This is a genomic window from Aequoribacter fuscus, assembly GCF_009910365.1.
GTDB classification, from domain to species: domain Bacteria; phylum Pseudomonadota; class Gammaproteobacteria; order Pseudomonadales; family Halieaceae; genus Aequoribacter; species Aequoribacter fuscus.
Genome location: NZ_CP036423.1, coordinates 617,070 through 639,586, shown reverse-complemented (window position 1 = coordinate 639,586; position 22,517 = coordinate 617,070). Strand labels below are relative to the sequence as shown.

Below are 22,517 nucleotides of genomic sequence, written 5' to 3'. Positions count from 1 at the left end.
CCTACCGCAGGGCGGTCAATTGGATACCCAAAGCGCCTAACCATGAGGCGATTCACTCACTGTTTTAGACAGCTGCGGGGCAAAGATAATGGTCTTATCATGATAAGCCATTGCCTCTTCAGTCGTTGCCAGCCAGCGAATCACCTCTGCCACATCGGCGGGATCGGTAGGTCCGAATCGAGCCGCAGCCTCTTCGCCAAAGTGATTGGCCTTCATGACTTGGGTGTAGACAAACCCTGGCTCCACGTTAAAAAAACGCAGACCTGGCTCTGTATGCTCTATGCGTAACGCGGGCACCATGCGAATTAATGCCGCCTTCGAAGCTGGATAGGCAAAGCTCCACCCTCCCTGATCGACGGGGACAGGTGGATTATTTACTGCCGAGCCAGACACCATGTTAATAATCACGCCGCTACCGCGCTCAATCATACTCGGTAACACTTTTTGAACCGCCATGGTCGGCGTCGTGACGTTACCGGTAAAAATTGCCTCCACCTGCTCGACTTCGACCTCTAAAAAACGCGAGAGGTTGCCAGGCCCCTGGTAACACGCATTGTTAAACAACAAATCAATAGGACCTAAGGTTGCAACCGCTTCATCAATGGCGGCCAAAACAGTCCGGGGCTTAAGAATATCGGAGGTTAAGCACAAGGCCCTGCCACCCGCCTCCTCGACACGCGCGGCTGTCACTTCTAAACTGCCCGACAGCGACGTGGTAACCGCGCCGTAGGTTTGCTCACTACCTTCTTTCAGCGTGCGTGCAGTAATAGCGATATCATAGCCAGCCTTCGCTAATTGAACGGCCGTTTCTGCTCCAATGCCACGGCTTGCACCTGTGATGAACGCCACTTTTCTACTCATACAAAATTCCCCTTAAGCCGGGGACAATTCCCCTCACGAGTACAAGGCAGTGTCAGATACCCAAATCACGTGGACATCCCGACGAGCATACTTGTACACCCCATTCTCTTGGCAAATCTCCTCATCATATCGAATGGCCATATCCAACTTGCGCGCAACGCCATCTTTTTCGTACAAGTGGTTCGCAATGCTGTAGGTCTCACCCCGGTAAACCTCGCCCTGCCACTCGCCCAACTGGTTACCCACCATGTGCATGGTTGCCGAGAAGTTGTCTTTTAAGTAACCCAATTGCGCTTCAAAAGCGGCTGCGCCGTCGCAATGCCATTCGGGACCGGTTTGCTTAAAGTCCTCGGTGACGATGTCTTTAACATCTGAAAAGTTTCTCTTATCGCAGATACTGGCGTAGCGTAGGGCCAAAAGTTCTTCAATTCGTCTCGTACTCATATTTTGTCTCGTTATTGTGTGATTTTATCGTCACCTCAAACACCAAGCTTAACTGACATAGCAGCGTACGGAATAACCCATATGGATCAGATTAGGATACTCAGGCGCTGCAGCTAATCGGCTGAACATAGACTTGCATTCGCGGTCAAAAGGCCGAGTTTAGTCTGCTGATAGGCGACTAAACTTGCTTTTTACACCAAAAAGCTCTATTTTGGCCAAGTGGCCTGACCAAATTGGCAGGCATTAAACTTTCGGCGGGAGCAAAGGCATGAACAGGGTAACAAACAAACCGATTCGAGATGACAACCAAAGTGGTAAAGCGGGAGCGAGTCGCCTCTTAGTATGCGCAATGGCTTTGTTACTCACGGGATGCGCTGACGTAGCAGACCAATCTGCATCCAGCGAACCGGCCGCCGATACTCAACCCCAGCTCGTCAAAGTGGCCAAGCAATACCTAGAAATCGACGGCTATACCTTCAAAGACCTGAACGATAACTCAAGCCTAGACCCCTACGAAGACTGGCGCCTGCCAACCAGCGAGCGCGTGAGCGATCTAGTAGCTCGCATGACGATCAATGAGAAAGCGGGCATGATGTTGATTCAAACGCTAAACGCAGAATCGGAAGGCTTGCTGCCCGACAAGGCCGAAAAATTTGTCAAGCAGGAGTATATGACACGTTTTATCTTTCGCAATCCCGTCGTGCCCAACCCAGACCGCTCCGCACCCTCAGGCCGAAGTGGCGCCCAAATCACGCCATTCGAAGCAGCGAATTACACCAATGCTATTCAAGCCTTGGCCGAATCCACCCGCCTGGGTATTCCTGCCTTGTTCAAGTCCAACGCACGCAATCATTATGAACAAGATTCACGACCTGGCATTAACTTATCGGCGGGTTCGTTCTCGACCTGGCCTAAAGAAGCCGGCTTGGCGGCTACACGCGACCAAGACTTGATACGGGAATTCGCTGATATTATGCGCCAGGAATGGATCGCGATCGGCTTACGCGGCATGTACGGTTATATGGCGGACTTATCGACCGAACCCCGATGGTATCGAGTACACGAAACCTTTACTGAGGATGCTGATCTTGCCGCCGACATTATCACCACCTTGGTCACGACGCTTCAGGGCGAACAACTCAGCAAGGAAAGCGTGGCACTTACCATCAAACATTTCCCGGGCGGTGGTCCGCAAGCTGGAGGCGGAGACCCCCATTATCATTTTGGTCGCAATCAAAGCTACCCGGCCGGTCAATTTGATGCACATCTCAAGCCCTTCGTTGCCGCTATCGACGCGGGAACCTCATCAATTATGGCCTACTACGGCATACCCGTGGGACAAGATTATCAACCCAATGACGTTGGCATGGCGTTCTCAAAAGGTATCGTAACCGGGTTGTTAAGAGAAAAACTCGGGTTCAAAGGCTACGTGAATTCGGACACCGGTATTATTGGCCCCGTCAGCGCAAACCGAGCCTGGGGACTTGAGGACAAATCGATCGAAGAGTTACTGAGCCTCGCAATCCACTCTGGCACCGACGTACTGTCGGGCTTTGATGACCACAGTCAAATACTGTCTTTGGTCGAGAGCGGGTTAATCAGCGAAGAGCGACTTGATCTGTCTGTCGCGCGCTTGCTCAAGGAGCAGTTTGAATTGGGATTATTCGAAAACCCCTATGTCGATCCCTACGCTGCGACCGAGCTAGTGGGCAATCCAGAATTCCAAGCCAAAGCGGATCTTGCCCAACGCAAGGCGATCGTGCTGTTGAAGAATGAAAATGACCTCTTGCCCATCAAAGTAACAGGCAAGCCAGTGCGTCTGTTCACCCTTGGTGTCGATACGCGCATAGAGTCAAGAGAGGGTGTCGTGATTGAGAGCGGTGAAACCAATCCCGAAGCTATCGCTAATGCCGACTATGCTCTAATCCGAGTGACAGTCACTAACCCCGTAACAGACCTGAGCCACATGCCCATGGAGCCGCTACCGGTACCAGGCCTTGAACCAGCAACTATTTTCGGTGGTGCGGCGCCAGACGAGCTCGACTTTTTGGCCTTTAGCCAAATGGCGAACACCAAATCATGGGTGGTAACCCCTAGCTTGGAGCAAATTAACAACACCATTGCGAGTGTTGGTGCTGACAAGACCATACTCGCAGTGTATTTCCGCCAACCCTACGTCATGGATGACGCCAGCGGCTTCGCCAAGGTAGGTGCACACATCGCCTTGTTTGGTTCGGACGACAACGCACTGCTCGATGTGGTTACAGGCCGCTTTAACCCCAGCGGGAGACTGCCTTTTGCATTGGCCAACAGCGCCGAGGCCATTTTGCACCAAGCGCCCGACGCACCGGGTTATGCACCAGAAGATACGCTGTATGGTTTTGGGCATGGTTTAAGCTACTAAGCGTTTGGCCTCGCCGCAGAGATGTATTGAAACCGAACTTGGTTTTAATTTTGCGAATCACGCCTAAGCCCGAGCGCGATACCGCGCGCGAGGAAACAGCGAAGGCCGGGGTAGTCCCGCATCTAAAACGAAGATACTAAATAGCTACTTGCGATGACTAAATCACTTTAGTCGAATGGTTGGTGCCGATTGCGGGGTGATTCGCTCAGCGAATCACGCCTGAGCCCGAGCGCGATACCGCGCGCGAGGAACCAGCGAAGGCCGGGGTAGTCCCGCGTCTAGAACAGCGCTACTGAAAAACAAAAGCCGCAACCCTAAGGTCACGGCTGTCAAATGGTTGGTGCCGAAGGCGGGACTTGAACCCGCACGAGCTATGCTCACCACCCCCTCAAGATGGCGTGTCTACCAATTCCACCACTTCGGCTTTGTTGCTCTTTAATTGTCCCCTGAATCAGGAACTATAGGCAAGTCGCTCGTTGGGCTCATTGCCTCGGGCTCGTCATCCACAACGGGCAAGTCACTCGCTGGCGCCTCAACCTCTACTGGAATTTCAATACCCAAATCTTCTACCGGTGCTGTCTTCTCGTTAGCTACAACCGCTAGGGCAAAGCTGGTTGCGAAAAACGCCGCCACCAACCAAGAAGTCGCCTTAGTTAAGGCATTTCCGCTACCAGCGCTACCCAACAAGGTTTGCGACGCACCTGCACCAAACGACGCACCCATGTCGGCGCCTTTACCCTGCTGGATCATAATTAAACCAATGATCGCCAAGGCCACCAACAAATGCACTACTAAAATAATCTGTTCCATATTCTCTTGCCTATTCGGCCTTTGCCGCCGCCGCGGCATCAATAATTGCTAAAAACGCTTGCGCGTCTAACGATGCTCCACCCACTAGGGCGCCATCGACATCTGCCAAGGCAAACAAGCCTTCGGCGTTATCCGGTTTGACGCTGCCCCCATACAGTAAAGGCGTTCGGTCGCTCAAACCCAAATCTTTTACTCGCTGCCGCACAACGGCATGCATCGCCTGTGCCTGCTCAGGTGTTGCCACAACGCCCGTTCCAATCGCCCAAACCGGCTCGTAGGCTACGACTAAGTCAGTCGTAGGCACCAAGCCCTGCAAAGCCGCATCAAGTTGCTCTACGACAACCGACTCGGCCTGCCCGGCATTGCGTTGCTCTAGGGTTTCTCCCACGCACACAATCGGCACTAAGCCTTGACTCAGGGCTCGTTCAACCTGCGCTCGCACAAGCTCGTTTGTTTCGTGCCGCTCTGCCCGCCGCTCGGAGTGACCAACAATCACCCATCGCACGCCAAGGTCAGCCAACATTTCAGCGCTGACATCGCCAGTATGCGGCACGGACTGATCGGCACTGACCGTTTGCGCACCGACCCGATCGCAACCGAGTTGATCAATAGCAACCTGCAGGTAGGGAAACGGTGGACAAACGCCCCAATCTACGCCGGATTGGCTGGATCCAGCAACACTCGATGCAAGCGTCTTGGCCTGCTCTCGTGATCCCCACATTTTCCAATTGCCGACGACTAAGGCGTTTGGCATAGCATCACCTCTAAAGCGCGCGCAAGTCTATCGAAAGCATGGATTCGTTACAAGTCAATCTGCGAGCGCCTGCTCAACTTTTGTCGCTAAACTCGCACATAACTCGTTTACGGTGCTGGCATTGCTGCCCTCGACCATGACACGCACTAACGGCTCGGTGCCCGACAGCCGCAGTAATACCCTACCCGAGTCGCCTAACGCCGACTCCACTTCGGCAACCGCAGCCTGCACTTGCGGATTAGCAGTAATATCAACGCGCTCTGACATACGCACGTTAATCATCGTTTGCGGCATCATATCCATTTCAGAGCACAACGCACCAAGACTGTCACCGCTCTCGACCACTGCGCGCAAAACCTGCAAAGCAGAAACAATACCGTCCCCTGTATTCGACACATCGGTGCAGATTAAATGCCCTGACGATTCGCCGCCCAGCACCCAGCCACGTGCTAACATAGCCTCTTTCACGTAGCGATCACCGACTTTTGCCCGGAAAAATCCGAGGCCAAGGGCTTTAAGGCCGACTTCCAACCCAAGATTCGACATCAATGTACCCACGACGCCTTGATCGTTACAGCCACGCTGCTGACGTGATTTCGCCATAACGTACAGCAACTGGTCACCCTCAATTTCTGCGCCCTGATGGTCAACAAAGAGCACTCGGTCACCGTCGCCATCGAAAGCGATACCCAAATCCGCTTGGGTTTGTCGAACCTGCGCAGCCAAAGCACTCATATCGGTCGAGCCAACACCGGCATTAATGTTAAAGCCATTGGGCTCGGTACCAATTTTTGTCACGTTGGCGCCCAGTTCTTGAAAAACCGCTGGCGCTACGTGATAAGTCGCACCGTTTGCGCAATCCACCACCAGATTTAAACCCGCTAGGCTAAAACCTCTGGGCACGGTCGATTTGCAATATTCAATGTAACGGCCGCCAGCATCGTTAATGCGCACAACTTTGCCCAAGGCACTCGAACCCGAAGTCTCTAGCGGACGATCGATCATGGCCTCGATTTCAAACTCGAGCTCATCACCCAACTTCCCCCCGTCATGGCCAAAGAATTTGATGCCGTTGTCCTGAAAGGGATTGTGCGATGCGCTAATCACGATGCCAGCTGTCGCATTCAGTGTTTGGGTCATTACTGAAACCGCCGGGGTTGGCATTGGGCCAAGCAAACGAACATCGACGCCCGCTGCCACCAAACCCGCCTCTAAAGCCGATTCGAACATATAGCCAGACACTCTTGTGTCTTTGCCAATCACCACGAGAGGCCGCTGTTTGCCCGCTTTCGCCGCAAAGACTTTGCCCGCAGCCCAACCGAGCTTAAGCATAAAATCAGGGGTAATCGGTGCTACACCTACTTCACCGCGAATTCCATCCGTTCCAAAATAGCGTTTGCTCATTGTTCCCCCTTAAGCACCCTGACCACGTTTACAACATCCATAGTCGCATCGACATCGTGCGTACGAATGATGTGGGCACCTTGCATCAGTGCATAGGTTGCCAGTGCCAGCCCTCCGGCTAAGCGTTTGTTCACATCTTTACCTGTAATAGCGCCAATCATCGATTTTCTGGAGACACCCACTAGCACGGGATAGCCACCATTACAAAAGTAAGAAATGTTTTGCATTAATTCGATATTATGCGCCAGAGTCTTACCAAAACCAAACCCTGGATCAATCCACAGGCGCTTTTTATCGATGCCTGCGGTTAGGCAATCTTCGATTCGCTGGTTCAAAAAACCGCTGACGTCTTGCACAACGTCATCATAGGCTGGCTGTGCTTGCATGGTTTTAGGTTCACCCTGCATGTGCATCAGGCATACCGCTAAGTCAGTGCTGCACGCGGCCTCAAGCGCACCCTCGCGCTGCAAGGCTCTGACGTCGTTAATAATGTGAGCACCCGCCAGCGCTCCTTCAAGCATAACTTGAGGCGTCGAAGTATCAAGTGACAGCGCCACATCGAACGATCGAGCCAAACGCTCCACTAGAGGTATAACGCGTTCCAACTCTTGTTCGACACTAACGGGGTCGGATCCTGGTCGAGTACTTTCGCCACCAATATCCAAAATGGTCGCACCCTCTTGGACCATTTTGGCACAGCGATCGAAGGCTTTGTCTAGGTCCAAGCGTGTGGATTGGTAAAGTGTGCCACCATCAGAAAATGAATCGGGCGTGGTATTCACCACGCCCATCACCGCAGGGAATTGCAGCTCTCGACCAGCAACGTAACACCGGTCGAGGCTTATCTCACTCATCATTGGCTCTAGTGTTCGCTGGCGGGACCACCGATTGGCGTGACATTGTCACCACCCTTGACGTCTTGTTCCGCTTTCGTGGTGGTATCGCCGCCGCTAGAACCGTTCCAATCCGAAGGCTCACGAGGCTCACGACCAGCCATGATATCGTCGATTTGCCCCGAATCGATCGTCTCGTAGTGCATCAGCGCATCTGCCATCGTATGCAGTTTATCGATATTTTCTTCCAAAATACGTTTCGCCGTCGCATAACACTCATCGATAATCGAGCGCACCTCTTCGTCGATAGCTTTGGCGGTTTCACCAGAAACACTTGAGTGATTCTGCCCAGCAGATCGGCCTAGGAACACCTCTTCTTGCGCCTCATCATACATGAGAGGACCCAAACGTTCTGACAGTCCCCACTGCGTCACCATACTTCTTGCCATTTTGGTCGCACGCTGGATATCGTTCGACGCACCTGTCGTCACACCATCTTTACCCAAGGTAATCTCTTCAGCGATTCGCCCGCCAAATAAGCTGCAAATGGAGCTAATAATATATCTGCGGCTGTGGCTATAGCGGTCTTCCTCTGGCAGAAACATGGTCACGCCAAGTGCCCGGCCGCGCGGAATAATCGAAACCTTGTACACAGGATCGTGCTCAGGCATCAAGCGACCGACAATCGCGTGGCCAGCCTCATGGTAAGCAGTATTGCGCTTCTCGGCCTCTGACATCACCATTGATTTGCGCTCGGCGCCCATCATGATCTTGTCTTTGGCCAATTCAAACTGCTGCATGCCCACTTTCCGTGCGTTGCCACGAGCGGCAAAGAGAGCCGCTTCGTTCACCAAGTTGGCCAGATCAGCGCCCGAGAAACCCGGCGTACCGCGCGCAATTTTTGAGGGCTCGACATCCTCACCCAAGGGCACTTTGCGCATGTGAACCTTAAGAATTTGTTCTCGCCCGCGAATGTCGGGCAACCCCACGACGACTTGGCGATCAAAGCGTCCAGGGCGCAAGAGTGCTGGGTCTAATACGTCGGGGCGGTTGGTAGCCGCGATCACAATCACACCTTCGTGACCTTCGAATCCATCCATTTCTACCAGCAGCTGGTTGAGGGTTTGTTCCCGCTCGTCATTGCCCCCCCCTAATCCAGCGCCACGATGGCGACCCACAGCGTCGATCTCATCGATGAAAATAATACAGGGTGACTGCTTTTTGGCCTGATCAAACATGTCTCGTACACGCGACGCGCCGACACCCACAAACATTTCAACGAAGTCAGAACCCGAAATTGAAAAGAAGGGCACTTTTGCCTCACCGGCAATCGCTTTCGCAAGCAGCGTCTTACCAGTACCGGGCTGACCCGACATCAAAACACCGCGCGGGATGCGCCCGCCCAACTTCTGAAAGCGAGACGGGTCGCGCAAGAACTCCACCAACTCTTGGACGTCTTCTTTGGCTTCATCGACGCCAGCGACGTCCGCGAAGGTCGTAGAAATTTGATCTTCACCCAACATGCGGGCCTTACTTTTACCAAAGCTCATTGGGCCGCCACGACCACCGCCACCACCCTGCATTTGGCGCATGAAAAACATAAACACTGCAATAATAATTAAGATCGGGAAGCTGGCTACCAGGAGCTGCATCCAAATGCTTTGCTGCTCTGGTTCTTTGCCCTCAACAATGACTTTGTGTTGCAGCAAATCGTCCATCAATTTGGGGTCTTCGACCATTGGGCGAATCGTTTCAAAGCGTGAACCGTCGTAACGCTCAGCATTAATAGTTAGCCCATCAATAAGCACTTGGCGCACTCGATCGTTCTGGATTTCGTTAATAAATTCAGAATAGCCAAGTCGCTCACTGGACTGCTGAGGATTAAAGTTATTGAAGACCGACATCAACACAGCGGCAATAACCAACCACAACAACAAATTTCTGGTTACATTGTTCAAAGCACTTCCTCACTTGCCGCCTTCAGTAACACGGCTTTCCTAGTCGAGCGGCAATCGCGCACTCATGAATGACCCTCAGTATAACGCCTTCGCAACGAATTGGCAGGGCGATCGGCGCCAAGTTTTACCAAGGTCAAAAGCATACAGCAACGTAGAAACGCATCGTTTTATACGTTCATTTACTAGACATGGGGACGGGGACGCAACAATTCAAGCGCCTTTGAAGCCTTTTGCAACGATGTAGACTTCTCTTGAACGCGGACGCGACGCGTCTGGCTTGCGAGTCAGAACCGTTTGATATTGCTCGCGCAAACTCCTGAATAATTCATCAAAGCCCTCGCCCTGAAACACCTTGGCAACAAAGGCACCTTTTGGTGCCAGTACTCGAGAAGCCATGTCAACGGCCAGCTCGACTAAGTACATCGCTCGCGGCTGATCCACCGCGGTCATGCCACTCATATTGGGCGCCATGTCAGACATGACCAAATCGACTGGCTCGTCGCCGATAGCCTCTAGGAGAGCGTCGAAGACTGCTTCTTCGGTGAAATCGCCTTGAATAAAATCGACGTCTTCAAGCGTGTCCATAGGCAATATATCGGTTGCAATAACGCGGCCTTTGACACCGACAATTCCAGCCGCCACTTGCGACCAACCACCGGGCGCCGAGCCCAAATCAACCACCGTCATACCGGGCCTCAGCAGGCGATCCTTTTCGTTTAACTCGATCAATTTGTAGCAGGCTCGCGAGCGATAACCCTCTTTTTGCGCTCGCTGCACATAGACGTCATCGCGGTGCTCTTTGAGCCATGCCTTACTGGAGGATTTCTTTTTTGCCATAGTACTGTGTAAACCGTATTATTCGAGCTCAGACCTGTGTATCATCCGCCGCCCTGAATGACAAACGAATCACCATGAAAAATATTGAAAAACGCCAATATCGCGCCATTGGCCACAAATTAAAGCCCATCGTGACGGTCGGCGGCTCTGGCTTAAGCGAAACCGTCATTGCTGAGGTCGATCGCGCTTTAAACGATCACGAACTCATCAAAATCAAATGTGCCGGCATGGATCGTGATAGCAAGGCGGAAATCATCAGCGACTTGTGCGGAGAGCTTAACGCTGAAGCGGTGCAAGTCATCGGTAACACTGCCTTACTACTGCGCCGCAGCAAAAAGCCGAATCCAAAACTGTCAAACTTGATCCGCGCCGCTTTGGCCTAGTGCTCTCGATTTTGGTTAGGCTTCGTGCCTAACCTGATCAATTTCGTATTCAATATCGCCGCTTGGCGCCTTTACCACCACCACGTCGCCTTCTTCTTTACCAATCAACGCGCGTGCGATCGGTGAACTCACTGAAATCAGGTTGCGCTTAACGTCCGCTTCGTCATCGCCCACAATACGGTAGGTGACTTCTTGATCATTGGCCAAATTAATCAGATCAATCGTAGTACCAAAGATCACCTTACCTGTGTGAGGAATGGCTGTAATATCAATAACTTGCGCATACGACAACTTGCCCTCGATTTCCATGATACGGCCTTCGGCAAAGCTTTGTTGCTCGCGTGCTGCATGATATTCGGCGTTTTCTTTCAAGTCGCCGTGCTCGCGAGCTTCAGCAATCGCAGCAATAATGCGCGGGCGCTCGACTTTACGCAAACGCTCGAGCTCTGCGCGCAAGGCCATCTCACCCGCCTTTGTCATAGGCACTTTATTCATGATCGCAAACCTCCGTGCAGATCTTGCAGACGCCGCACTTGTTTATCATCTTCTTGCATCAGGGTCATACATACCGCTTCCGCACCCGCCAGAGTCGTCGTGTAGAACACCCTATGCGCCTCGGCGCTCGCCCGAATAGGAGCAGAATCTAAAATAGCACGTCGGCCTTCTGTGGTATTAATAATCAAAGAAGCTTGATCATTCTTCACAAAATCCACAATGTGCGGGCGGCCTTCGCTCACCTTGTTGACTCGCTCGACGCTGAGACCTGCTGCCTCTAGTGCATCGGCCGTGCCGCCCGTGGCGGCAATCTTGTACCCAATACTAGCGAGGTTTTGTGCGACTTTCACGGCACCGGGTTTATCGACGTCACGCACACTGATTAATACGGTACCTTCACGAGGCGCATTCCCGCCCGACGCCAGCTGCGCTTTCGCAAAAGCATCCGGGAACGTGGCGCCAGTGCCCATTACCTCTCCGGTTGACTTCATTTCGGGGCCGAGGATGGGGTCAACACCGGGGAATTTATTAAAGGGTAATACGGCCTCTTTCACCGAGAAGTAGTTTGGAATAATTTCTTTAGTGAAGCCCTGTGACTCTAGACTCTGACCCGCCATGCAGCGCGCCGCTACTTTTGCCAACGACTCGCCAATACACTTCGATACAAACGGTACCGTCCGAGACGCGCGAGGGTTGACTTCAATGACATAAATCTCGTTATCTTGCCATGCAAGCTGCACATTCATGAGACCACAAACACCCAACTCTAGGGCCATTTGCTTCACCTGCTCGCGCATCTCGTCTTGCACGTCCATTGGCAAATTATAGGGTGGCAACGCGCACGCCGAGTCGCCAGAGTGCACACCCGCTTGCTCGATGTGTTGCATGATTGCGCCAATAACCACGGTTTTACCGTCGCTAACCGCATCGATGTCCACCTCGATAGCCGCACTTAAAAAACTATCCAGCAATACGGGCGAATCATCTGAAACCAACACAGCATTCTTCATGTATCGCAGTAGATCTTCTTCGCGGAAAACAATCTCCATAGCGCGACCACCCAGCACATAAGAAGGGCGCACCACCAACGGATAACCAATACTCGCCGCAGCTTCAAGCGCCTCATCCACCGAACGCACCGTTGTATTGGCCGGCTGTTTCAGACCCAGCTTCTGAATCATGTGTTGGAAGCGCTCGCGGTCTTCAGCGCGGTCAATCGCATCGGGTGTGGTGCCAATAATAGGAACACCTTTAGCCTCCAGTGCGCGCGCCAATTTAAGCGGAGTTTGACCACCAAACTGCACGATAACGCCCTCAGGCTTCTCAAGGTCGATAATCTCTATTACGTCCTCAATCGTCACCGGCTCGAAGAACAAACGATCAGAGGTATCGTAATCGGTAGAAACCGTCTCAGGGTTGCAGTTGACCATAATGGTCTCGTAGCCATCTTCACGCATGGCCAGTGCCGCGTGTACACAGCAGTAATCGAACTCAATACCCTGACCAATGCGGTTGGGGCCACCACCTAACACCACAATCTTCCTGCGATTGGTTGGGCGAGCCTCACACTCTTCTTCGTAGGTCGAATATAAGTAAGCAGTCGCTGATGCAAATTCGGCGGCACAGGTATCCACCCGCTTGTACACGGGTCGAATATCTAAGGATTGACGGTAATCGCGGACCTCAGCTTCTGTTTTATTCAGCAAAACCGACAAACGCTTGTCAGCAAAACCCTTACGCTTTAAACGCCACATTTGTTTGTGGTCGATGTCGCTCAATGACACTGACTTTAGCGCATTCTCGGTTTTGATGATGTCTTCAATTTGCACCAAAAACCAAGGATCCACACCGCTCAGTTTGTAGACTTCCTCAACGCTCATTTCGGCGCGGAAAGCGTCACCGATATACCACAAACGATCAGGTCCAGGGTTAGTCAATTCATTAATCAGCTCATCGCGCGTATCCGGATTTGAAACATCCATTTTATGCTCAAATCCTGCAGATCCGACCTCTAAGCCACGCATTGCTTTTTGCATCGATTCTTGGAAGGTACGGCCAATCGCCATCACCTCGCCCACCGATTTCATCTGCGTAGTCAGGCGCGAGTTCGCGGTATCAAATTTCTCGAAGGCAAAACGCGGAATTTTGGTGACAACATAGTCAATCGCAGGCTCGAACGACGCGGGTGTTGCGCCGCCGGTGATGTCATTTTGCAGCTCGTCTAAGGTGTAGCCTATGGCAAGCTTCGCGGCGACTTTCGCAATTGGGAAGCCCGTCGCTTTTGATGCTAGGGCAGAAGACCTTGATACTCGGGGGTTCATTTCGATAATGACGAACCGACCCGTTTTTGGATCTTGACCAAACTGCACATTGGAGCCGCCGGTTTCGACACCAATTTCACGCAACACTGCCAAAGAAGCATCACGCATGATTTGCATTTCTTTATCGGTCAAGGTTTGCGCCGGAGCTACAGTAATACTGTCGCCTGTGTGCACACCCATGGCGTCGAAATTCTCGATCGAACACACGATAATGCAGTTGTCGTTTTTGTCACGAACCACTTCCATTTCGTACTCTTTCCAGCCAATCAGGCTTTCGTCGATCAGAAGCTCGTGTGTCGGCGACAGATCGAATCCGCGAATACAAATTTCCTCGAATTCTTCACGGTTATAAGCAATCCCGCCACCCGATCCGCCCATCGTAAACGAAGGGCGAATAATGCAGGGTAGACCAATATCTTCGAGTATGGCGAAAGCGTGCTCCATCGAGCGCGCTGTTGCTGCGCGAGGCGTTTCCAGACCGATACGCTTCATGGCGTCGTCAAACAACTGCCGGTCTTCTGCTTTATCGATGGCCTCTTTAGTAGCACCGATCATTTCAACGCCGAACTTTTTCAATACACCGTGCTTATCCAAATCCAAGGCACAGTTCAATGCGGTTTGGCCACCCATCGTGGGTAGCAAGGCATCAGGACGTTCTGCTTCGATGATTTTGGACACCGTTTCCCACTCGATTGGCTCGATGTAGGTGGCATCAGCCATCGACGGATCGGTCATAATGGTTGCGGGATTGGAGTTCACCAAAATGACGCGGTAACCCTCTTCGCGCAGCGCTTTACACGCCTGAGCACCCGAGTAGTCAAATTCGCAAGCCTGACCGATAACAATCGGACCGGCACCCAAAATCAAGATACTGCTTATGTCGGTACGTTTTGGCATGTCAGCTTAGCCTTCCTGTCGCGCTGTCATCAGCTCAATAAAATGGTCAAATAATGGGGCGGCATCATGAGGGCCAGGGCTTGCCTCTGGGTGACCCTGAAAACTGAACGCCGCTTTATCTTTGCGATGGATGCCTTGGACTGAGCCGTCAAACAAAGATACGTGGGTCACCTCGAGGCACTCGGGCATGTTGTTTTCGTCAATCGCAAAACCGTGGTTCTGACTGGTAATCATTACCGTCTTATCACGTAAATCCTGGACGGGGTGATTGGCACCATGGTGGCCGAATTTCATTTTTAAGGTCTTAGCACCGCTGGCAAGACCGAGCAATTGGTGGCCCAAGCAAATACCAAAAACGGGGATATCGGTTTTTAGTATCTGCTGAATGGCTTCGATGGCATAAGTGCATGGCTCTGGGTCACCGGGGCCATTGGATAAAAACACACCGTCGGGGTTCATCGTCAACACCTCAGCAGCAGGCGTTTTCGCCGGCACCACCGTCAAACGACAGCCTCTGTCGACCAACATGCGTAAAATATTGCGCTTGGCACCGAAGTCGTAGGCTACCACGTGAAAGCGTTCATCTTGCAGTTCACTAAAGCCTTGGTTCCACACCCAGCTGCCGTGTGTCCAAGCAAAGGTTTCTTGCGTGGTCACTTCTTGCGCCAGATCCATGCCTTTCAAGCCCGCAAAGGCTTTAGCCTGAGCCAATGCGGCTTCTTCATCGATGTTTTCACCCGTCATGATACAGCCCGCTAACGCGCCCTGTTCGCGCAGCACTTGCGTCAGCGCACGGGTGTCGATTTCAGCGATACCCAGAATATTGTGTCGCTTTAAATACGACGCCAAATCTTCTTCAGAACGGTAGTTACTGGCAAGTAGGGGTAAATCGCGAATGACCAGGCCCTGCGCCCACACCGCACTTGCTTCTTCATCCTCGCTGTTACAACCGGTGTTGCCGATGTGAGGGTAAGTTAAAGTGACAATCTGTTTGGCGTAAGACGGGTCGGTAAGGATCTCTTGGTATCCTGTCATCGCGGTATTAAAAACCACTTCCCCTACGACTGAACCTGTTGCTCCAATCGCTTCTCCTCGAAACACACGACCATTTTCAAGGGCGAGTATGGCTGGCGTGAACAAAGACACCTCCTGATTTAAACGCAAAAACTCGGTTATGCAGGCTCAAAAAAAGCGAGATCGGTAAAACCGGACCTCGCTTTTAACGACAATTGAACAAGGGACCGGAAGAGGCCTCAAGATGTTCTAATTGAATAATTTTTAGCTCGTACATTTAAGCGCGCATGATAGAGTAGCAGGTCAAAAATAACAAGGAGAACATCGTGTCAAACCCAATTATTGCCATTACCGGCGCGGGAAGCGGTATTGGTCGCGCGTTGGCGCAGCTTGCCAATCGCCGTGGCTATCGGCTCGCCCTTGCCGACATCAACCTAGCGGCGATAGAGGCACTGCGTTTAGAGCTCGGGCTGGATGCAACACACTGCTTAACAAACGAACTCGATGTCAGCGACTTCGAGGCAGTCAATGCCTGGCGCGATCAGATTCTGAGTGTCTTCGGCGGAGTTGATATCGTCATCAACAATGCTGGCATCGCCCTGATTGCCAACGCCGAAGTGCAATCTAATGCAGATATCGAGCGTATTATGGATGTTAATTTTTGGGGGGTCGTTTACGGGAGCAAAGCGTTCTTGCCACTCTTGCGTCAATCAAAAGACCCACACTTGGTCAATGTGTCATCAATTTTTGGCATCATGGCAGTGCCCTCGCAGTCCGCCTATAACGCCTCTAAATTTGCCGTCCGAGGCTATACCGAAGCCCTGCGTCAAGAAGTTGAAGAAGACGGCATCCACGTATGCTGCGTGCACCCGGGCGGCATTAAAACCAACATCGTGCAGTCTGCAACTATCTTAAATACCGACAGAAACCGCGAGCAGGCAATAGCAGATTTTGATACCATGGCGCCCACCACGCCAGCACAAGCGGCAGAAACCATTTTTAGAGCTATTGACCGCCGTCAAAACCGTTGTTTGATTGGTCGCGACGCAAAATGGATGAGTTTACTCACACGTTTATTCCCAGAGAGCTATCCACGCTGGCTACCCAAAAGGCCCGAGTAACTAGGTAACCGTAAATTATGTCGACATTGACCCTCCCCACTCGCCATCTTGCACTGTTAATTGCGAGCTTAATGGCGATTGGCATGGGCCAATCCATGACCTTCGCGATTCTTGCGCCGCTCGGGCGCGAAGTGAATATGACAGAGTTCTCGATTACTATTTTGATCGCGTGCTCCTCCTTAACGTTTGGATTTGCCTCACCCTATTGGGGGCGTTTAAGCGACCGTATAGGCCGCAAGCCGGTCATCATGATTGGCCTAGTCGGCTTTGTTTTCGGCACCAGCGCGTTTGCCACATCGTTCGTGCTGGGTTTAAACGGCATACTGACGGGCGCATCTTTGTTTACCGCACTGCTAATCACCCGATGCTTACACGCCGGCATTATGTCAGCCACAGGTCCTAGCACTACCGCGTATGCCGCAGACCACACCACGCCCGACAAGCGCACCAAAGCCATGGCGAAACTCGGCACCGCCTCCAGCATGGGCATGATACTGGGTCCTGCGTTCGCGGGTGCCACCGCAGCATTTGGGCTACTCGCACCACTTTATGCCGCCGCGTTCTTGACCTTAATTATGGCGGTAATGGTCTGGAAAATGATTCCCGTCACGCCGGTCGCAGATCGAATCCCTCGCAAACATTCGGTAAAACTCAAGTTTACCGATACCCGCATCTGGCCCTTTATTGCCATTGCCATTGGCACATTCATGGGCTTTGCAGCTGTTCAGCAGACGATGGGCTTTTTCTTGCAGGATCAGCTTAACTTGACCGGCGTTCGAACCGCTCAATTGACCGGCATTACGATGCTGACCTCGGCGAGCTTTACCTTCTTGGTGCAAACCACCGTGATGCAGTGGGTCAACTGGCCGCCCGGACGATTTATTAAAGTTGGGCTCAGCTTTATTAGTATAGGTGCTTTAGTCATCGCCTCATCAAGCGAATTTGTGCTGATTGCCGCGGGCATGGGTGTTATGGGAATAGGGGTTGGGTGCACCATGCCATCGATTATCTCTGCAACCTCGCTAGCCGTAGAGCCACATGAACAGGGCGCCGCTGCAGGCATGATTTCGGGCTGCCCCGCTATTGGTTTTGGCATCGGGCCGGTTGGTGCTGGCTACCTATACCAATTTAACCCGCACTACCCCCACATCGCCGCTGCAATTTTTATTGCGATCTTGCTCGCCGGCGTTATCTATTCAAAACGGGTTTAAGCCCTGCCAAACGAAGGTATCGCGTGAGCAAGCGCTCACGCACTGCGCTATAAAACGATGTGAATTCTACTTAAAGCCGCGCGAATATCGGTTGGAATGGGACATGACTTTTGGTCTGCACGAGTCACAAACACATGGGTAAAAAATCCGCAGGCAGAAGCCTGGCTCGCGCCCTGCTCGAAGATCCCGATGCGATAACGAACCGAAGAATTACCGAGGTGCTCGACCGCAATGCCACCCTCTAACGACTGCGGATAAGCGACGGGTTCAAAGTAATCGCAGCCGGAGGATACAACAAAGGCAATCGTTTCACCCTGGTCAATATCCAGACCACCCTCAGCAATTAAATACTGATTGGCCACCGTATCAAAATAGCTGTAGTACACAACGTTATTTACGTGGCCGTAAATATCGTTATCTGACCAGCGGGTGGTTATGGGGTAAAAGACCGCAAAGTCCTCTCGTGAAGGTCTCATCGAGTCACTCCAGAGTAGGCTTCTTGGTAAATGGCCAGGGCATCGTCATAATCCACGTCGCGAGGATTATTAATCAACAACCTCTGCTGCAGCATGGCGTCTTTGGCTAAGGTGGGCAAAAAGTCTTCTGGAATATTTGCGTCCGCCAGCGTTGCAGGCAAACCAGAGTCCGCAATCAGCTGCTCGAGCACAGCGATAAACTGATCGCAACGAGACGCTTGGTCACCCTGTACGCCAGGAATGAAGCACTCGGCTAATTCAGCGTAAAGAGCCTCGGCCATTGGGCGGTTAAATCGCAACACTGCAGGCAACACTAGCGAGTTACTTAAACCGTGCGGAATATGAAAATGGCCACCCACTGGATACGCTAGAGCATGTACCGCAGCCACTGGCGAGTTGGCAAAAGCTTGACCCGCTAGATGCGCCCCTAACAACATCGCTTGCCGCGCCTCTTTGTCCTGCCCATTGGCAAGCACCTTAGGCAGCGCCACCGCCATCATACGCAAGGATTCGCGTGCCAGCATGTCGCACATGGGGTTTTTCTTATGCTTGGAAGTGTAGGCCTCAATGGCATGAACCATAGCATCAATGCCGGTCATTGCCGTAATTTTTGGCGGCAAACCCAAAGTCAGGTCAACGTCGAGTAGAGCAATATCAGGCAATAATACGCCCGAGGAAATGCCGGCTTTAGTGGTTTCACCTGTGGTCAGAATAGCCACCGGCGTAACTTCCGACCCCGTACCGGCGGTGGTGGGCACTAAGACTAGAGGCAGGCGAGCTCCAGTCACCTGCTCTACACCGTACATTTCTTGAAGGGGCTGGGTGCTTCCCATCAACGCCGCAACGACTTTGGCGACGTCCATCGAGCTGCCACCGCCTAAGCCTACGACACCATCGCAGCCACTACCTAGCATGACGGCTTCCTGCACCACGGACTCAGGCGGATCTTCTCGGACCTGGTCAAATACCACTACATCCATGCCGCTTGTGCGCACCGCCTCGATTAGAGGTGGCGCCAAACCAATTTGCATCAACCCTGGGTCGGTGACGAACAATGGCTTAGAAATACCCAAGTCTTGCAAATATTGGGCTAAGGCAGAAGCCGAACCCGCCTCGCAGATGATGCGAGGCGCAGTTCGAAATTGGAAGTTAGTGGTCACGATTAGTCCTCCGTGCGAAGGATGACCTTACCTCGGGCTCGACGCTCTGTCATGCAGTCGTAAGCCGCCTGATAGTCGCTTAAGGCAAAACTTTCGGTGACCTGCGGGTTGAGCACTTTGTTCTCGAACAAGTTCCACAACTCAGCAACGTTCTCGAGATGTACTTTAGGTTCCTCACCCACAAAACGACCCCAGAATACACCCATGATCGAACAACCTTTTAACAGAGCCAAGTTCAATGGGATTTTAGGGATTGGACCACTGGCGAAGCCAATGACCAAGTAACGACCATTCCAAGCCATATTACGGAGCGCAGGCTCGGCGTAATCGCCGCCCACTGGGTCATATACCACGTCAACACCTTTGCCACCGGTCATTTCTTTTAGCACGGTCTTCAGGTCTTCTTTACTGTAGTTAATGACTTCGTCGGCACCTAGCTGCTTGCAAAATTCCAACTTTTCGTCAGAGCTTGCCGCAGCAATCACTTTAGCACCCATCCACTTGCCTAACTCGATCGCGGTCGAACCCACGCCACCTGCTGCACCCATAACCAACAAGGTTTCTCCGGGCTGAAGATTAGCACGCTGCTTTAGCGCGTGATGCGAGGTAAAGTAAGTCATACTCACACCTGCAGCCTGCTCGTAGCTTAGGCCCGGAGGCATCGGGAAAACCGAGTGTGCTGGTGCTGCCACACGCGTTGCAAAACCACCGGTTTGAATCATGCCGATCACCGAATCACCCGGCTTAACGTGAGTTACGCCCTCGCCCACCGCCGCAACGACACCTGCGCACTCACCACCGGGAATAAACGGCATTTCGGGTTGAAACTGGTACTTACCTTGAATAATCAAGACATCGGGGAAGTTCAAGCCCGCAGCTTTGATGTCGACGAGTACCAGACCAGGCCCGCACTCGGGATCGGGCCAGTTTTCTTCATACACCAATTTTTCTGCAGTACCTAACTCTTTACAGACAACCGCTTTCATGAATTTCCCCTTTGCGATTAATAAACTTCGAACAGACCAGCAGCGCCCATACCGCCGCCGACACACATGGTAATGACAACGTACTTAACGCCGCGCCGCTTACCTTCGATTAACGCGTGACCGATCATACGCGAACCGCTCATGCCATAGGGATGGCCAATCGAGATCGCGCCACCGCTGACGTTGAGTTTATCGTTGTCGATACCGAGCTTATCGCGGCAGTACAGAACCTGCACAGCGAACGCTTCGTTCAGTTCCCATAAACCGATATCGTCCATGGTCAAACCATGCGCTTTTAACAATTTGGGAATCGCAAAAATAGGGCCAATACCCATTTCGTCTGGCTCACAGCCAGCAACCGCTATGCCTCGGTAGGCACCCAAAGGCTCTAGACCACGCTGCTCGGCCAATTTGGAATCCATGATCACTTGTGCTGAGGAACCATCCGACAACTGCGACGCATTACCTGCGGTGATAGTGCCGCCTTCAATCACGGTGCGAAGATTAGAAAGGCCGTCTAATGTGGTAGCACGTACACCTTCGTCTGCTGTTACAGTACCTACCGCAGTGGATTGCTCACCCGTTTCTTTGTTCCACACGATACGCTCGCAGGTAACAGGCACTAATTCAGCGTCATAACGACCTTCTGCGTAAGCTTGGGCTGTGCGCTGCTGCGACTGAAAACCGTACTCGTCCATCGCATCGCGCGAAATGCCGTAGCGCTTTGCTACCACTTCAGCAGTTTGCAGCATGGGCATATGGATATTTGGAGCCATTTTCATTAACTCATCGTCAACCATGCGATGAAGGTTCATATGCTCGTTTTGCACCAACGAAATCGATTCTAAACCACCGCCTACAACCACCGACATACCGTCATCAATAATTTGCTTAGCGCCGGTCGCTACCGCCATAAGACCCGAAGAGCACTGACGATCAAGCGTCATGCCGCTGACGGTGACAGGCAACCCAGCGCGCAAGGCGATTTGACGAGCGACGTTAGTGCCGGTTGCACCCTGCTGCAGGGCAGAGCCCATGATCACATCGTCAACTTCGGCTGGATCAATACCGGCGCGGCGCACTGCTTCAGCCACCGAGGCCGCACCTAAACTTGCACCACCCAAGTTGTTATAACCACCACGATACGCTTTAGCGATCGGGGTACGTGCTGTACTTACAATTACTGCTTCTTTAGCCATGATTCTACTCCGCTGAGATGCCGTGGCCTGCAGCCGCCGCCATCACAAATTTAATGGTTTGTTCACCGCCCGCCTTCAATTCGCGAACAGTATTAAAGTCGTTAATTTGATCCCAATGTGCCGCAATTCCCTCGGGCGTTTGCTCTTCGGGTGGCAACCACATACCTTCGGTTTCCACAATTTTAGCCACTGCATAACCCCCGGCACCCGCCGATAAGATTGTGCGGTTTGGACCACCTTCAGAGACCATGTAAAGCACAGCTGGCGTTACCGTTTCTGGAGTCAATAGTTTGAAGGCGTCCTCTTGAATCAGGCCTTCCGTCATACGCGTCCCCGCAGTAGGGGCAAGCGCATTCACATGAATATTGTATTTCGCGCCTTCTAGCACCAGAGTGTTCATCATACCGATGACACCCATTTTGGCTGATCCGTAGTTGGCCTGTCCAAAGTTACCATACAACCCGCTGGAGCTGGTGGTGACAAGGATGCGGCCATAAGCCTGCTCGCGCATAATATCCCACACCGCTTTGGTGCAGTTGACACTGCCCATCAAGTGCACATCAACCACCAGTTTAAAGTCGTCTAGGGAGCCCTTCACAAAGCTTTTGTCGCGCAAAATACCTGCGTTGTTTACTAGAATATCGATGCGACCCCAACGCTCCATGGTTTCAGCAACCATTTTTTCGACTTGAGCGTAGTCGGCCACGTTAGCGCCGTTGGCCATCGCTTCACCGCCAGCGGCTTCGATTTCCGCAACGACTGCTTTTGCCGCGTCGCTTGAACCACCGCTGCCATCAACCGAACCACCTAGATCGTTTACTACTACTTTGGCGCCACGAGCCGCCAAGGCAATCGCGTGCGAACGGCCTAAACCGCCGCCGGCACCTGTCACAATAGCCACTTGGCCGTCATAACGAATTGTCATATTTCCTCCTTAAGGGGTACCAGG

General features: G+C 52.4%; 20 protein-coding genes and 1 tRNA gene. 4 read left to right on the top strand and 17 right to left on the bottom strand.

The genetic code is table 11. The annotated features are described in order from the left end of the window. Positions 1 to 36: 36 nt before the first annotated feature. Together EYZ66_RS02935 and EYZ66_RS02930 are read right to left on the bottom strand one after the other, a co-directional pair. Positions 37 to 861 (bottom strand): SDR family NAD(P)-dependent oxidoreductase, encoded by an 825-nt coding sequence (locus EYZ66_RS02935; protein WP_009575967.1) that lies wholly within the window; start codon positions 859 to 861, stop codon positions 37 to 39. A gap of 33 nt (positions 862 to 894) precedes the next feature. Then, positions 895 to 1,305: a nuclear transport factor 2 family protein gene (locus tag EYZ66_RS02930; protein WP_009575968.1), complete on the bottom strand. Its 411-nt coding sequence runs from the start codon at positions 1,303 to 1,305 to the stop codon at positions 895 to 897. Between the two features lie 268 nt (positions 1,306 to 1,573). Here EYZ66_RS02930 and EYZ66_RS02925 point away from each other — a divergent pair, with 268 nt between their 5' ends. After that, positions 1,574 to 3,709 (top strand): glycoside hydrolase family 3 protein, encoded by a 2,136-nt coding sequence (locus EYZ66_RS02925; RefSeq protein ID WP_009575969.1) that lies wholly within the window; start codon positions 1,574 to 1,576, stop codon positions 3,707 to 3,709. 338 nt (positions 3,710 to 4,047) lie between these two features. Here the strand turns inward: EYZ66_RS02925 and EYZ66_RS02920 are convergent. The 7 genes from EYZ66_RS02920 to rlmE form a co-directional block, all read right to left on the bottom strand. Continuing rightward, positions 4,048 to 4,133 (bottom strand) — tRNA-Leu (locus tag EYZ66_RS02920). 11 nt (positions 4,134 to 4,144) lie between these two features. After that, on the bottom strand, positions 4,145 to 4,519 hold the full coding sequence (gene secG, locus EYZ66_RS02915; protein WP_009574635.1) for a preprotein translocase subunit SecG: 375 nt from the start codon (positions 4,517 to 4,519) through the stop codon (positions 4,145 to 4,147). Between the two features lie 10 nt (positions 4,520 to 4,529). Further along, positions 4,530 to 5,273 carry a triose-phosphate isomerase gene (tpiA, locus tag EYZ66_RS02910; protein WP_009574634.1) on the bottom strand — a complete coding sequence of 248 codons (744 nt, stop codon included), beginning with the start codon at positions 5,271 to 5,273 and terminating at the stop codon, positions 4,530 to 4,532. A gap of 54 nt (positions 5,274 to 5,327) precedes the next feature. Further along, positions 5,328 to 6,677, bottom strand: a complete 1,350-nt coding sequence (gene glmM, locus EYZ66_RS02905; RefSeq protein ID WP_009574633.1) for a phosphoglucosamine mutase — start codon at positions 6,675 to 6,677, stop codon at positions 5,328 to 5,330. Then, positions 6,674 to 7,534 (bottom strand): dihydropteroate synthase, encoded by an 861-nt coding sequence (folP, locus tag EYZ66_RS02900; protein ID WP_009574632.1) that lies wholly within the window; start codon positions 7,532 to 7,534, stop codon positions 6,674 to 6,676. Before folP ends, glmM begins: the two co-directional genes overlap by 4 nt. Positions 7,535 to 7,539: 5 nt before the next feature. Then, a complete protein-coding gene (gene ftsH, locus EYZ66_RS02895) occupies positions 7,540 to 9,414 on the bottom strand; it encodes an ATP-dependent zinc metalloprotease FtsH (protein WP_050793355.1) in 1,875 nt (624 codons plus the stop codon). Between the two features lie 264 nt (positions 9,415 to 9,678). Continuing rightward, positions 9,679 to 10,305 carry a 23S rRNA (uridine(2552)-2'-O)-methyltransferase RlmE gene (rlmE, locus tag EYZ66_RS02890; RefSeq protein WP_009574630.1) on the bottom strand — a complete coding sequence of 209 codons (627 nt, stop codon included), beginning with the start codon at positions 10,303 to 10,305 and terminating at the stop codon, positions 9,679 to 9,681. A 74-nt stretch (positions 10,306 to 10,379) separates the two neighbouring features. Here rlmE and yhbY point away from each other — a divergent pair, with 74 nt between their 5' ends. Beyond that, positions 10,380 to 10,688, top strand: a complete 309-nt coding sequence (gene yhbY, locus EYZ66_RS02885) for a ribosome assembly RNA-binding protein YhbY (RefSeq protein ID WP_009574629.1) — start codon at positions 10,380 to 10,382, stop codon at positions 10,686 to 10,688. 15 nt (positions 10,689 to 10,703) lie between these two features. Here the strand turns inward: yhbY and greA are convergent, their stop codons facing one another. Genes greA through carA form a run of 3 tightly spaced genes read right to left on the bottom strand, consistent with a single transcriptional unit; the run spans position 10,704 to position 15,541 of the window. Continuing rightward, positions 10,704 to 11,183, bottom strand: coding sequence for a transcription elongation factor GreA (gene greA / locus EYZ66_RS02880; protein WP_009574628.1), 480 nt, complete (start codon positions 11,181 to 11,183; stop codon positions 10,704 to 10,706). After that, entirely contained in the window at positions 11,180 to 14,401 is a 3,222-nt protein-coding gene (gene carB, locus EYZ66_RS02875; protein ID WP_009574627.1) for a carbamoyl-phosphate synthase large subunit, read from the bottom strand. The genes greA and carB overlap by 4 nt, the downstream gene beginning before the upstream one ends. A gap of 6 nt (positions 14,402 to 14,407) precedes the next feature. Then, entirely contained in the window at positions 14,408 to 15,541 is a 1,134-nt protein-coding gene (gene carA, locus EYZ66_RS02870; RefSeq protein ID WP_009574626.1) for a glutamine-hydrolyzing carbamoyl-phosphate synthase small subunit, read from the bottom strand. A gap of 200 nt (positions 15,542 to 15,741) precedes the next feature. Here carA and EYZ66_RS02865 point away from each other — a divergent pair, with 200 nt between their 5' ends. Both EYZ66_RS02865 and EYZ66_RS02860 read left to right on the top strand, forming a co-directional pair. Further along, on the top strand, positions 15,742 to 16,536 hold the full coding sequence (locus tag EYZ66_RS02865; protein ID WP_009574625.1) for an SDR family NAD(P)-dependent oxidoreductase: 795 nt from the start codon (positions 15,742 to 15,744) through the stop codon (positions 16,534 to 16,536). Positions 16,537 to 16,553: 17 nt separating this feature from the next. After that, positions 16,554 to 17,747 carry an MFS transporter gene (locus EYZ66_RS02860; RefSeq protein ID WP_009574624.1) on the top strand — a complete coding sequence of 398 codons (1,194 nt, stop codon included), beginning with the start codon at positions 16,554 to 16,556 and terminating at the stop codon, positions 17,745 to 17,747. Between the two features lie 47 nt (positions 17,748 to 17,794). Here EYZ66_RS02860 and EYZ66_RS02855 read toward each other — a convergent pair whose 3' ends face one another. From EYZ66_RS02855 to EYZ66_RS02835, 5 genes are read right to left on the bottom strand one after another with little or no spacing between them, the layout of a single operon-like run. Further along, positions 17,795 to 18,223, bottom strand: a complete 429-nt coding sequence (locus EYZ66_RS02855; RefSeq protein ID WP_009574623.1) for an acyl-CoA thioesterase — start codon at positions 18,221 to 18,223, stop codon at positions 17,795 to 17,797. Next, a complete protein-coding gene (locus EYZ66_RS02850) occupies positions 18,220 to 19,383 on the bottom strand; it encodes an iron-containing alcohol dehydrogenase (RefSeq protein WP_009574622.1) in 1,164 nt (387 codons plus the stop codon). The genes EYZ66_RS02855 and EYZ66_RS02850 overlap by 4 nt, the downstream gene beginning before the upstream one ends. A 2-nt stretch (positions 19,384 to 19,385) precedes the next feature. Then, positions 19,386 to 20,369 carry an NADPH:quinone oxidoreductase family protein gene (locus EYZ66_RS02845; protein WP_009574621.1) on the bottom strand — a complete coding sequence of 328 codons (984 nt, stop codon included), beginning with the start codon at positions 20,367 to 20,369 and terminating at the stop codon, positions 19,386 to 19,388. 17 nt (positions 20,370 to 20,386) lie between these two features. Further along, positions 20,387 to 21,568, bottom strand: a complete 1,182-nt coding sequence (locus EYZ66_RS02840; RefSeq protein WP_009574620.1) for an acetyl-CoA C-acyltransferase — start codon at positions 21,566 to 21,568, stop codon at positions 20,387 to 20,389. A gap of 4 nt (positions 21,569 to 21,572) precedes the next feature. Further along, positions 21,573 to 22,493 (bottom strand): SDR family NAD(P)-dependent oxidoreductase, encoded by a 921-nt coding sequence (locus tag EYZ66_RS02835; RefSeq protein ID WP_009574619.1) that lies wholly within the window; start codon positions 22,491 to 22,493, stop codon positions 21,573 to 21,575. Positions 22,494 to 22,517: the final 24 nt, after the last annotated feature.

Coding starts and splice junctions, on each gene's coding strand:
- rlmE (WP_009574630.1), bottom strand. CDS start 10,305: ATGGCAAAAAAGAAATCCTCCAGTAAGGCATGGCTCAAAGAGCACCGC.
- EYZ66_RS02835 (WP_009574619.1), bottom strand. CDS start 22,493: ATGACAATTCGTTATGACGGCCAAGTGGCTATTGTGACAGGTGCCGGC.
- carB (WP_009574627.1), bottom strand. CDS start 14,401: ATGCCAAAACGTACCGACATAAGCAGTATCTTGATTTTGGGTGCCGGT.
- ftsH (WP_050793355.1), bottom strand. CDS start 9,414: ATGTCGGTCTTCAATAACTTTAATCCTCAGCAGTCCAGTGAGCGACTT.
- EYZ66_RS02935 (WP_009575967.1), bottom strand. CDS start 861: ATGAGTAGAAAAGTGGCGTTCATCACAGGTGCAAGCCGTGGCATTGGA.
- EYZ66_RS02860 (WP_009574624.1), top strand. CDS start 16,554: ATGTCGACATTGACCCTCCCCACTCGCCATCTTGCACTGTTAATTGCG.
- EYZ66_RS02840 (WP_009574620.1), bottom strand. CDS start 21,568: ATGGCTAAAGAAGCAGTAATTGTAAGTACAGCACGTACCCCGATCGCT.
- EYZ66_RS02855 (WP_009574623.1), bottom strand. CDS start 18,223: ATGAGACCTTCACGAGAGGACTTTGCGGTCTTTTACCCCATAACCACC.
- secG (WP_009574635.1), bottom strand. CDS start 4,519: ATGGAACAGATTATTTTAGTAGTGCATTTGTTGGTGGCCTTGGCGATC.
- yhbY (WP_009574629.1), top strand. CDS start 10,380: ATGAAAAATATTGAAAAACGCCAATATCGCGCCATTGGCCACAAATTA.
- EYZ66_RS02845 (WP_009574621.1), bottom strand. CDS start 20,369: ATGAAAGCGGTTGTCTGTAAAGAGTTAGGTACTGCAGAAAAATTGGTG.
- folP (WP_009574632.1), bottom strand. CDS start 7,534: ATGATGAGTGAGATAAGCCTCGACCGGTGTTACGTTGCTGGTCGAGAG.
- glmM (WP_009574633.1), bottom strand. CDS start 6,677: ATGAGCAAACGCTATTTTGGAACGGATGGAATTCGCGGTGAAGTAGGT.
- EYZ66_RS02930 (WP_009575968.1), bottom strand. CDS start 1,305: ATGAGTACGAGACGAATTGAAGAACTTTTGGCCCTACGCTACGCCAGT.
- EYZ66_RS02925 (WP_009575969.1), top strand. CDS start 1,574: ATGAACAGGGTAACAAACAAACCGATTCGAGATGACAACCAAAGTGGT.
- greA (WP_009574628.1), bottom strand. CDS start 11,183: ATGAATAAAGTGCCTATGACAAAGGCGGGTGAGATGGCCTTGCGCGCA.
- tpiA (WP_009574634.1), bottom strand. CDS start 5,273: ATGCCAAACGCCTTAGTCGTCGGCAATTGGAAAATGTGGGGATCACGA.